We start from the raw sequence: 12,761 nt of genomic DNA, 5'->3' as shown, positions 1-12,761 counted from the left end.
TTTTTTAAACCTCAAAACCAAAAACCTCCAACTCCGGAAACACAAATTCATTAGCCGCAAAATCCAACACCTCTGCCATAACTGCAGATCGCATCACCTCATCTACCCCCCTTTGCATCAACAATTGCGTAGTATACTTACGACTCGTTGCCACTTCTCTTTTTTCCACTATTAAGCGAAAATAAAACTTACCACTAGAAGTCTTAAAACGCATTATTGTTGCACACTCCAAACCCAACTTCAGTCTCTCTATATCCTCTTCACACTCAAAACGTAACTCATAACTATCACTAGTCATAATCGTCCTACCTTTCCTCGAAACGAATTCAAACTTATAATAACCATCCAAACGCTTACTAATCACAAAAGTCGCCATACAATAAAAAACAAATCAAACAAAAAAAAAAAAAAAAAAGAAGCCGAAATTTTCAAACAAAAACACTTCTTCGAAACAAAAGACCCTAAAAAGTAAAAAATAAAAAACCCAAAACCTATTTATTTCAAATACCCATAAAATAAAAAAGCCCTGATTCCTCAGAGCTTTTTCGTTGGTCTACAAGGATTCGAACCTTGAATGACTGAACCAAAATCAGTAGTGTTACCGTTACACCATAGACCATCAAACCTGCAATACTTCCGTTTTGCGAGTGCAAATATACAACCCTTTTTTTATTATTTCCAACTTTTTTAATCAAAAAAAACAATAAAAAAACAATTATATACACAAACAACTCAATAACAGACAATTAAAATAAAACCCAAAAAACACATCCCTCTTTCTCTTTACTTTCTTTATATAAAATAAAAAAAGATCAAAAAACAAGCCCTTGTTTTTATCGTTTTTCCAAACCAAACAACAAACACACCTATTAGACAATCAACAAACACACCACCTCTCACCAAAACAAACTTACACACCGCAATAAAAAACAAAAAAGCACTTCATCCCCAGAACACCTCACAAACTCCACTTTAAAACCCACCCTCTTTTATGCACTAGAAATAAAAACAAAAAAGCCCTGATTTCTCAGGGCTTTTTTGTTGGTCTACAAGGATTCGAACCTTGAATGACTGAACCAAAATCAGTAGTGTTACCGTTACACCATAGACCAGTAAAATTGCTTAACTTTCGTTTTGCGAGTGCAAATATAAAAGCTTTTTTTAGTTTCGCAAAATTTTTAATTAAAAAAATTAAAAAAATCATTTTTAACCTTTTCTTTAAACAAAAAACAGTTTCTTTGTGTAAGAATTCAAAAACACTTAACTATTAATATGTCATTCAACTTCAAAAAATGGAACACCCTACTAGGTTGGGTTACTTTTTTTATTGCACTGGTTGTTTATTCACTAACTGTTGAACCTACCATGAGTTTTTGGGATTGTGGCGAATATATTTCCACATCTGCTAAACTAGAAGTAGGCCATCCTCCAGGTGCACCTTTGTATCAAATGATCGGAGCTTTCTTTTCTATGTTTGCTATTAACAAAGAAAACATTGCTTTAATGGTAAACATGATGTCAGTTGTATCAAGTGCCTTTACAATTTTGTTTTTATTTTGGTCCGCCACTATACTTTTAAGAAAGCTCATTGGATCTGAAAAAGAGTTAAACAAAACTAACAGCATTGCTATTCTAGGGAGTTCTTTTATAGGTGCATTAGCTTTTACTTTTTCTGACAGCTTCTGGTTTAATGCTGTAGAAGCGGAGGTATATGCGATGGCAACTTTCTTAATCGCCATTTTGTTTTGGCTCGGACTTCGCTGGGAGGGAGACATGAACAAACCTAAAGGAAATCGCTGGCTACTCCTAATTGCCTTAGTGGTAGGTCTCTCCTTTGGCGTTCATTTTATGGCGTTATTAACAATTCCTTCTATTGGTTTTTTATACTACTTTAAACATTATGAAAAAGTAACTCTAAAAAGTTTTATCATAGCTAATATGGTTGTCATCTCCGTATTACTATTCATATTCAAGCTTCTTTTGCCTTGGACTATGACTTTTTTTGGAGCTACTGAGGTTTTTATTGTAAATAATATAGGATTACCTTTTAACTCTGGTACTATATTAGCCACTATACTTTTAATTGCTTTTTTTTATTTTGGATTAAAATATACACAACAAAAAGGAAATGTATTTTTAAATACTATCTTACTAACAATTTTGTTCATTTTTATAGGTTTTTCAACTTGGTTAATGCTTCCTATCCGTGCTAATGCCGACACTCCTATTAATGAAAACAAACCATCCGATGCGCGCGAGCTTTTGGCTTATTATAATCGCGAACAGTATGGTGAACAAAAACTTTTTTATGGCCCTCAATTTTCAGACACCTATGCAGGATTAGATGAAAAGAATCCATATCTAGACGAAAAACCAAATTACGAGCGTAATTACAAAACAGGTAAATATGTAATCGTAAACGATTACAAAAACGCTATACAAAATACAGACGATAATCATAAAGCTATACTGCCTCGTTTGTGGAGTAGCGAACACAATGTGAATTATATGAAATTCACATCGCCATTAGAATTTTCTGTAAAAGAAGAATACAATCAAGAACAAGAATTATTGCAAGTTGTATCTGAGTTTAGAAATGCTTTCAAATCAGGGAAATTAGATTTAGAAGATTATGACAAATTCTTAAAATCCTATGGAGAATATCTAAATATAGAAAAACCAAGTACGTTAGACAATCTTAGATTCATGGTAGAATATCAGTTTGGTTATATGTACTGGAGGTATTTAATGTGGAATTTTGCTGGACGTCAAAATGACGAACAAGGTAACTATGATCTTAAAGATGGAAATTGGCTAAGTGGTTTATCCTTTTTAGACAGTGCGCGTCTTACAAAACAAGAAAATCTTCCTGCTGACTGGAAAAATAATAAAGGACGTAACGTATATTATTTTATCCCTTTTATTTTAGGTTTAATGGGATTTTATTTTCATGCAAAAAAAGATTTAAAATCTTTTTATGTACTACTTTCTCTATTCTTATTTACAGGTTTAGCTCTTAAAATATACTTAAACGAGCGTCCTTTTGAAGTACGCGAACGAGATTACGCGTTGGTAGGCTCTTTTTATGTATTTGCTATTTGGATCGGATTAGGCGTATACGCTCTTTATGAATCTATCTATCAGTATATCCAACCTAAAATAGCATTACCGCTTACTTTGACTCTCTCTTTATTAGGTGCCCCCATTTTAATGGCTTCTGAAAACTGGGATGATCATGATCGTTCAAACAAATATACCGCGGTAACAGACGCTAAAGCTTACTTGGATTCTTGTGATAAAAATGCAATATTATTTACTATTGGTGATAATGACACTTTTCCATTGTGGTATGTACAAGAAATTGAAGGTTATAGAACTGACGTAAGAATTGTAAACACTAGTTTACTAATGACAGACTGGTATATTGATTCTATGCGTAAAAAAGCTTACGAATCAGATCCTATCCCTCTATCTTTTGAACATAAGGATTATGTAGATGGTAAACGTGACTATCTAATTTATGAAGAAAGGACAAAAGATCGTATCAGTATTAATGAGTTTATGGAGTTTGCACACAGTGACGACCCTAGAACATTAATTGAACTGAGAAACGGTCAGAAAGTACAATTCTATCCTACAAATAAAATCAGAATTCCTGTTGATAAAAATGCTGTAATATCTAATAAAGTTGTTAATCCAAAACAAAATGATTCTATTGTTCCTTATATTGATATAGATATTAAGGGAAGTGCTTTGTATAAAAATCGTCTAATGATGTTAGATATTGTTAGAAAAAACAACTGGAAACGCCCAATTTATTTCTCTACAGGAGCTTTTGGCGATGATGATTTCATCTGGATGAAAGAATATTTACAATTAGATGGTATGATTTATAAATTAGTTCCTATCAAAACACCTCTTCCAAAAGGAGCTTATAATTTTGACATGGGACAAATAGATACCGATAAAATGTACTCTATTTTTACTAAATTACAGTGGGGTAATGGCGATAGTCCTTCTATCTATCACGATCCTCAAACTCGTAAAAATTGTATATCTTATCGCACTCACATGTCACGTCTTATGACAAATCTAATAAACGAAGGAAAAACAGCTAAAGCAGAAAGGATAATTGACCTTGCTCTATCTAAGACTCCTATAGAATATTACGGTTTTTATAGTCTTATTGATCCTTTTGCAGAAGGCTATTATAAATTAGGCAAAAAGAAAAAGCACGTGAAATAATAAAAAAATAGCGTTAAAATATCAAGATGAATTGCGTTATTATAGCGAATTACCTCAGAATGACCAACGTCAATTCTTTGCTAGTGATATTTACACTGATTTAATGCGTTATAAAGGCTTATTAGAAATAACAAAAATTCACAAAGATCAAGAGTTCCATAATCAAGAAAAGGAGGCTTTTAACAATCTCAACAAACGTTTTCCTTTTTTTGAAGTAGAAATGGAATAATATTTATAGTTTCAAAGAAAAATCATAAGGTTGTCCGAAAAGATTAAATCTTATTTCATTTCGATCAAAGGAGAAAATAGCATAATCATTAATAATGAAGACCTCTTTTCCTAACATCGAAGTAGCAAAAGTAAACTAACACTGAGTTACTATTTTTCTGATACTCTATTTTAAGCAAAAAGAGCGGTCTCATTTTAAGAGATCGCTTTTCTTTTGTAATAAGAATACTTTTTATATTTATAAAAGATTAAACTATTTTTATAAAAAAACAGATATGTTTTATTGGGTCAAAACACAAAATTTTATTAGATGCTTATTTTTCAATTATATTTGGTTCATTCCTAATAAATCAAAAACAATTTATCTTACTTTTGATGACGGTCCAACTCCCGAAGTTACAGAATGGGTTTTAGATCTTTTAAAAGAACACAATATCAAAGCAACTTTCTTTTGTATTGGAAAGAACATCAAAGAATACCCTAAAATTTTTAAAAGAATTTTATCAGAAGGACATAGCATAGGAAATCATACATACAACCATATAAATGGATGGAAAAACTCAACACATGAATACCTAAATGATATCATATCTTGCGAAAAAACAATAGCAGAAAATTCGGAAATAGACCAATCCAATTTTAAAATTTTCAGACCTCCTTATGGAAAAATAAGACCTAATCAGTCCAAAGAATTAAAAAAAAGGGGATATAAAATTATAATGTGGGATATATTAACAGCTGATTTTGATTTATCAATAAGCAATGAAGAGTGTATAAAAAATGCTACCCAAAAAATTGAATCAGGTAGCATTATTGTTTTTCATGATAGTAAGAAGGCGTATTATCATTTAAAAAACTGTCTTCCTAAAGCGATCACTTTTTATAAAGAACAAGGTTTTAGTTTTGATATTATACGAAATTAAGACTTTAAAATTGTTCTTTAACAAGGTTAATAATAGTATTAGCATCTAATTCACCTGACTGACGCCATTTCATTTGTCCATCCTTATAAATCATCAAGGTTGGCAATCCTTTTATACGAAGTGCTTCTGCTAATTCTTGGTTTTTATCAACGTCAATTTTTATTACTTTGGCTCTATCACCTAATGCTGCTGCTACATCTTTTATAACAGGATGCATTGACTGAGAAGCTTCGTTCCAATCAGTATAAAAATCAATTAAAACAGGAACATGAGCACCTATTAACTCACCAAATTTTGACATATACGTACTTTTTAAATACAGTTTGCATTACAAATATACTGTTTTTAGCGATTTATGCTAATTTTTGAGCTTTTTTTAACTGAATTACTGTTATTTCTGGCATAATACCAACTCTTCCCGGATATGCGTGAAATCCAAACCCTCTATTTACATAAATATAACGTCCTAAATACTCATAACAACCTGCCCATTGTTTATACATATATTGTGCTAAACTCCATTTAAAGTAACCAGGGATTTCTATTCCAAATTGCATACCATGAGTATGCCCACTTAAAGTTAAATGAAATTTTTATCATGATGCTTTATTACCTCCTCCCAATGGCTTGGATCATGGCTCATTAAAATTTTAAACTCTTCCTTTGTCAGTCCTTCTGAAGCCTTATCTATATCTCCTATCATACCAAAATGCTTACCCCAATTTTCGACTCCAACTAAAGCCAATGTAGCTCCATCTTTATGAATTTTAGTATATTGATTCAATAACAACTTAAAATTTATCTTTTGATGTATTCCTTTTATGTTTTCAAAATTTTGATTTTTTGCTTTTTCTGATTCCCATTCTATATAAGCTCCATAATCATGATTCCCTAAAACAGAAAATTTACCAAAACGGTGTTCTTTAATACTTTTAAAAACGGAAATCCACGGATCCATTTCTTCTGCCTTTGCATTTACTATATCGCCTGTAAACAACAAAATATCTGAATCTTGTTGGTTAATTAAATCAATAGCATATTGTATCTTTTCTGGATCATCAAAACTTCCTGAATGAATATCGGAAATATGAGTAATTTTAAATCCATCAAAAGCATCTGGTAAATCATCAAAAAATAAATCTTGTTTAAAAACCTTAAAATTATATTTTCCTTTTGTTACTCCATAAATCAACGACAAAAAGGAATAGTAGCCAAACCAAGAGCTACTTGACTAATAAATTTTCTTCTTTCAGGTAAAAAAGTGTTTCGATTATCATACTCTATAAAATAATTTGTTACTCCTGAAAGAAAACGAAAAACATCTTCTCCAAACATGAAAAGAGTTAAAATAATTTTAGGTAAATAAACGGTAAGTAACAATCCTAACGCAAACAAACTTTGTTTAGTCTGTCCTACTTTACGATCAAAATTGAAAACAGTATAAAATATAAATATATAAATCAATATACTTATACCTACTACTGTCCAAAATATCCATTTTGAACGTATTAAGGTTCGAAAGGCTTGTAATGAATAAATTTCTATCAGTAATAGTAAAATGGCAACTATTATAAAACGGAACAACATCTTCTTTTTTCAAGCAAAGTAACAAAATCGTGTTCAAGTTCACGCTACCTTTTAACAGAACTTTTATATTTTAAATCCTTTTTTATCTATTCTACCCCTAACTGAATTTCTTTTGTTATTATTTTTAGATGCGGAATTTAAAAACTTTTTTACTAGTGGAGTGCTTTAACTCAAATTACGCATTAGAAATCTGGATTTAAACTTTTCTATTGTTTGTAAAATGGTGTTTCTGTCCTATATTTCCCTATTTTCACTCCGTATCATAATCCCTTGCAAAAACTAAACTCTAGAACAAAAATCCTTATTTTCGCTTTAACCAAAAAAGTTTAAACCGCTTTATCCTTTTTAATTCAAATTATGTAGTAGAAATCTATTTATGAACAAAATACGTTTGAGCCTAAAAAATCAGGTTCTTTTTTTCGATATAACAAAACTAAGTTTACAAAAAAATCTCTTTTTTTATCTTCATTACAAAATCTATCACACAATTTAGTTTTAAACTAAACGACAAGAGATTATTTACCTCTATCTTCTTTTAGCAAGTCCCCTAAATCATCTTCTTTTATATAAATTAATTGGACTTGTAATTGTAAGTAAAGAACGTTACTCAAAAAAATATTTTATATCCAATTTCAACTAACATATAGCAAATAACTTTTTATTTAATTATTAGAGTCATATTGGGTGTTATAATAGCATCAGTCGTTCCTCCTGTGTAACGCTGTGCATAAACCTCTACATAATCATTTATAGACAACTCTACAGAAGCATTTAAAGGTAGAACCAATATATCATTTGTTGTCAATCCTCTACCATATATTTTGTATTGTGATATGACTGTCCCATTTTTAGCAATATAAATTATATAAGTTCCAACAGCTGGCACTTGAAAAGAAATAGAACCTGTGACTTGAAATATTCTTTTCTTTTTTCCTACATATTTTAATCTGTTATTTACGCCTCCATCGGTAGAAAATCGAAATAAATTGGTAGAAGTAGATACCCCTTGAACTTTTACTATATTACTTGGATTAGAGGTATTAAACGATGTTGAAGCACCACTTCCCACTGGGTAATCAATCGCAAAATCAGCTACGGCCGAAGCATCGGTTTCAGTTGGGATACCGGACAACGAACATTCCAATTATTATTAAAATTATATCCTGCATAACCTCCTACTGTATACGGATTCACGTATTTTCCTGTAGTAAGAGTCCCTGTAAAAACAGTAGATTCTAATGTAGCATCACCTGTAATTACAGGATTTGAAGATACATCAAAGCCTATATTTGCTCCAGTAACTTCACTAAAACCTCCTTGTTTGGCTGCTAATGTAAAGGTTCCTATCAATTTTTCATATACTCCTGTATTATTACTAAACCACCCTGTATTACTCAATAATAATCTTGCTATATTTTCATACACTACACCATTTGCATTTGCATAATACTGAACAATACTGAGAAAAACTAACGCAAAATTTCTAAAAGAACCAACAGACGCGGAACTTGCTACTATGCAATCTCTAAAAATAAGACTTGCGGTTCCTCCTCCATCTATATTAAATACATTTCCTGAAAGGGCTGACAAAGTCAGAATGCGGATACTTCCTCCTGTAGTCCCTGTAAAAAGATCTCCTGAAGTTCTTACTAACTTATCTTCACCTGAATCTTGTCCACTCACATAGGCATTATTTAATTCTATAGGATAATTCAAAACAATTGTCCCATTTATTTCATACAACGTTCCTGAATCCAAAAGATATTTAGATCCTCCACCAGCAGCAAGCTCATCTGCTAACACGGTAGCTAGTACATCTGATGATCTTATTAATTTATACTTTAAACGACCATCTGAATTTATATTAATTCGGATCCAACTAGTAGCTGTTGTATCATAAAAATAAAACGACTTCAAATCTGTATCATATACTATTAATCCGTTTGCTGGATTGGTAATTGCCAACTTTTGAGCTGTTGTCATTCTAGGAGTTAACATTCCTTTATCGTTAGATACTATATCTAAAATAGAACTCGTATCAGGCGTTACGGTACCTATTCCTACTTGGGCTAACAAAGCTGTTGTCATGAATAAAAAAAACAATAAGTAGGCAAGCAATGGTTTTTTTAGGGTTTTGTTTTTTTCATTATTACATAAATTAACATTAAACACTAGAATTCACTTATAAAATTAACCTTTTTTTTCAATATAATAAAATAATAAGCCACCAAAACACAAAACTTAACATAAGGTTTTCACCTCCCTCTTGATTAAATCATATATATTATAGAAATCTTATTTTTAACAAGTCCTTTATCTAACAAGTTTTGTACTTTTGAATGCTTACAAAATAATAATCATGTCAACACAAAAACGTTTATTTCTACTCGACGCTTATGCGCTTATTTTTAGAGGTTATTATGCTTTTATTAAAAACCCTAGAATTAACTCTAAAGGATTAGACACTTCGGCTATTATTGGCTTTATGAATTCCTTAATGGATGTAATCAAACGTGAAAAACCGGATCATTTAGCGGTAGCATTTGACAAAGGAGGAAGCGATTATCGTTTAGAAATGTTTGCTGAGTATAAGGCTAATCGAGACGAAACACCTGAGGCTATTAAAATTGCCGTACCTTATATTCAAGAAATTTTAAATGCTATGCACATTCCGATCATAGAAGTCTCTGGCTATGAAGCGGATGATTTAATAGGTACATTGGCTAAAAAAGCGGAAAAACAAGGATATCAAGTTTTTATGGTTACACCAGATAAAGACTTTGGTCAGTTAGTATCTGAAAACATCTTTATGTACCGTCCTTCACGTGCTGGAAATGACATTGAAATCTGGGGTGTAGAAGAAGTAAAGGCGAAATTTGAAATAGAAAACCCTTTACAAGTAATCGACTTTTTAGGAATGATGGGAGATGCCGTAGATAATATTCCAGGCTTACCGGGTGTAGGCGAGAAAACAGCCAAAAAACTGTTAGCCGAATACGGTTCTATGGAAAATCTTTTAGCAAACACAGACAAGCTAAAAGGAAAAATGAAAGAAAACATTGAAAATAGCAAAGAAAAAGGAATTCTCTCCAAAAAACTAGCCACTATCCTATTGGATTGCCCTGTAGAGTTTGACGAAGAAAGTTTCGAACTCTCTAAACCTGATATTGAAAAAACCGATACTTTATTTCAAGAACTAGAATTCCGTCAAATGAAGGCTCAATTTGACAAATTATTTGGAGGAGGAAAAGAATATGACGAAATAGATACCACCGAATCTAGCTCTAAAAAAACACAAAAAAACGCCTGAAAACCAAATGGATTTATTTGGTTTTTCTGATCAGGAGGAAAACAAATCTATCGCTGGTTTTCAATACGCAAACCTTGATAACACAACACATTTTTACCAATTAGTTAACAATAACTTAGCTATTAACCTATTACTACAAAACTTACTAAAACAAACAGCTGTCTGTTTTGACACTGAAACCACAGGTATAGACACTACTAGTGCTGAATTAGTAGGCCTCGCTTTTTCTTGGGAAAAAGGCAAAGGATTTTACATCCCTTTTCCCGAAGACCAAGAAGAAACAAAAGAGTTAATACACAAGTTCAAACCATTTTTTGAAAATGAATCTATCACGAAAATAGGACAAAATATTAAATACGACTTAAAAATTTTAGCCAATTACGAAGTTGAAATAAAAGGCACTGTATTTGACACTATGATAGCCCATTATTTAATTAATCCTGATATGCGCCATAATATGGATGTATTATCAGAAACCTATTTACAATATAGTCCTAAATCGATCGAAACTTTAATAGGAAAAAAAGGAAAAACCAATTATCAATGCGCCAAGTAGCATTGGAAGAAATTAAAGAATATGCTGTAGAGGATGCTGATATAACTTATCAACTAAAAGAACATTTCGAACCCATTTTAGAACGCGTAGGTACCCAAAAACTGTTTAATGAAATAGAAATTCCATTAGTTCAAGTTTTAGCGGATATGGAACGAGAAGGAATCAATCTTGATCAAAATTTCTTAAAATCTATGTCAATAGACATGCAAAAAGAAATTGATACTATAGAAAAAGACATCTATGAACAAGCTGGGGAAAAATTCAACTTAGCTTCTCCTAAACAATTAGGTGATATTTTATTTGAGAAGCTTCAAATTGGAGGGCCAAAACAAAAAAAAACCAAAACAGGACAATACGCAACAGGTGAAGAAATTTTAAGTTATCTTGCCAACGACCACAAAATAGTGCAGAACATTTTAGAATGGCGTCAACTTGTAAAATTAAAAAACACTTATGTAGATGCTCTTCCTTTACAGATTAACAATAAAACAACTCGCGTACATACAGATTACATGCAAACAGTCGCGGCCACGGGAAGATTAAGCTCTAACAATCCTAACTTACAAAATATCCCTATTAGAACTGAAAGAGGCCGCCAAATCCGCAAAGCATTTATTGCTCGTGATGAAAATCACACATTACTCTCTGCGGATTACTCACAAATTGAATTACGTATTATAGCAGCACTTTCTGGAGAAGACACTATGATTACTGCTTTTCAAAATAACGAAGACATACACAAAAGCACTGCTGCAAAAGTCTTCAACATTCCTTTAGAAGAAGTAAACAAAGAACAACGTAGCAATGCTAAAACCGTTAATTTCGGAATTATTTATGGTGTATCGGCATTTGGCTTGAGCAATCAAACCTCATTATCAAGAAAAGAAAGCGCGGAACTAATTGAGGCTTATTACAATACTTATCCTAAACTAAAATCCTATATTACAAATCAAATTGATTTTGCTCGTGAAAATGGCTATGTAGAAACCATATCAGGACGTAGACGTTATTTAAAAGATATTAATTCAGCTAATGCTGTAGTTCGAAGTGCAGCAGAGCGTAATGCTGTAAATGCCCCTATCCAAGGCAGTGCTGCTGATATCATTAAAATTGCTATGATTAACATCCATAAACGCTTAAAAGAGGACCACTACCAATCTAAAATGTTGCTACAAGTTCATGACGAATTGGTATTTGATGTCCATAATTCCGAGCTAGAAAAAATCAAACCTATGATAAAAGAAGAAATGGAAAATGCTTTTAAAATGACAGTCCCTTTAGAAGTAGAAATCGGCGTAGGTAATGACTGGTTAGAAGCCCATTAAACATCCTTCTAAAAACAACTTTCATTTCGTTTAAAAAGAGATCTACACAAATTCTTGCTTGAATTGAAATGAAAGTTGTTTTTTTTCTAAAATCGACCTCCTTCCCATCCCAACGATTCAACATCTGATTTGCTTGTGTAATAAAACCTCTCAAAAAATCAAGTACTCATAAAAAATTCTAGAAGAAGAAATAGACAACTATTTTGATGATTAACATTTGAACATATACTTAAATTGAAAGAAAATAAAGTAAAATAGATTAAGCTTAGCCGATTCACTGGGTCCGAGTCTAATTCGAAATTTGAATCTAACAAAGAGATTAAATCATTTATCCTTCAACCATATAATTCACAAATTACCTTTATTCATTAACTATCAAACATATATACAGGTATTACACCTTACTTAGAAGCAAAAGGCAACCTATTTACAAAGTGACCAAAATACATATAAACAATCCAATCAAGTCCTTCATACAGTATCACCAACAAACTAAAAGAGCATATAAAAGTTAACTTATTGAATGGCAATAAAAAGAAAAACATTAAAGCTATTTGGTTTATTAATAAATAATTGTACTTTTGCAC

5 protein-coding genes, 2 tRNA genes and 3 pseudogenes are annotated in these 12,761 nt (G+C 31.6%); 3 read left to right on the top strand and 7 right to left on the bottom strand.

Annotated features, from left to right (window positions below):
* Positions 1-4: 4 nt before the first annotated feature.
* From JJC05_RS11275 to JJC05_RS11265, 3 genes are all read right to left on the bottom strand, one after another.
* On the bottom strand, positions 5-298 hold the full coding sequence (locus tag JJC05_RS11275; protein WP_309597315.1) for a DUF1508 domain-containing protein: 294 nt from the start codon (positions 296-298) through the stop codon (positions 5-7).
* 250 nt (positions 299-548) lie between these two features.
* A tRNA-Gln gene (locus JJC05_RS11270) sits at positions 549-619 on the bottom strand.
* Between the two features lie 422 nt (positions 620-1,041).
* Positions 1,042-1,112, bottom strand: a tRNA-Gln gene (locus JJC05_RS11265).
* A gap of 160 nt (positions 1,113-1,272) precedes the next feature.
* Here JJC05_RS11265 and JJC05_RS11260 point away from each other — a divergent pair.
* Positions 1,273-4,474 (top strand): annotated as a pseudogene (locus JJC05_RS11260) (glycosyltransferase family 117 protein).
* A gap of 274 nt (positions 4,475-4,748) precedes the next feature.
* Entirely contained in the window at positions 4,749-5,396 is a 648-nt protein-coding gene (locus JJC05_RS11255) for a polysaccharide deacetylase family protein (RefSeq protein ID WP_235877410.1), read from the top strand.
* Positions 5,397-5,400: 4 nt separating this feature from the next.
* Here JJC05_RS11255 and JJC05_RS11250 read toward each other — a convergent pair whose 3' ends face one another.
* The 4 genes and pseudogenes from JJC05_RS11250 to JJC05_RS11240 form a co-directional block, all read right to left on the bottom strand.
* Positions 5,401-5,697 (bottom strand): thioredoxin family protein, encoded by a 297-nt coding sequence (locus tag JJC05_RS11250; RefSeq protein ID WP_088392425.1) that lies wholly within the window; start codon positions 5,695-5,697, stop codon positions 5,401-5,403.
* A 52-nt stretch (positions 5,698-5,749) separates the two neighbouring features.
* Positions 5,750-6,983, bottom strand: a pseudogene (locus JJC05_RS11245) (metallophosphoesterase).
* Between the two features lie 658 nt (positions 6,984-7,641).
* Entirely contained in the window at positions 7,642-8,115 is a 474-nt protein-coding gene (locus tag JJC05_RS17375; RefSeq protein ID WP_258928725.1) for a hypothetical protein, read from the bottom strand.
* Positions 8,076-9,101, bottom strand: a complete 1,026-nt coding sequence (locus tag JJC05_RS11240) for a phage tail-like protein (protein ID WP_258928723.1) — start codon at positions 9,099-9,101, stop codon at positions 8,076-8,078. The genes JJC05_RS17375 and JJC05_RS11240 overlap by 40 nt, the downstream gene beginning before the upstream one ends.
* 241 nt (positions 9,102-9,342) lie before the next feature.
* Here JJC05_RS11240 and polA point away from each other — a divergent pair.
* Positions 9,343-12,174 (top strand): annotated as a pseudogene (gene polA / locus JJC05_RS11235) (DNA polymerase I).
* The last annotated feature ends 587 nt before the right edge of the window (positions 12,175-12,761 follow it).

Origin of the sequence: Flavobacterium davisii (genome assembly GCF_019565505.1) — a bacterium.
Classification (GTDB): Bacteria; Bacteroidota; Bacteroidia; order Flavobacteriales; family Flavobacteriaceae; genus Flavobacterium; species Flavobacterium davisii.
This window is presented reverse-complemented; position numbering and strand designations above follow the sequence as displayed.

Coding starts and splice junctions, on each gene's coding strand:
- JJC05_RS11275 (WP_309597315.1), bottom strand. CDS start 298: ATGACTAGTGATAGTTATGAGTTACGTTTTGAGTGTGAAGAGGATATA.
- JJC05_RS11255 (WP_235877410.1), top strand. CDS start 4,749: ATGTTTTATTGGGTCAAAACACAAAATTTTATTAGATGCTTATTTTTC.
- JJC05_RS11250 (WP_088392425.1), bottom strand. CDS start 5,697: ATGTCAAAATTTGGTGAGTTAATAGGTGCTCATGTTCCTGTTTTAATT.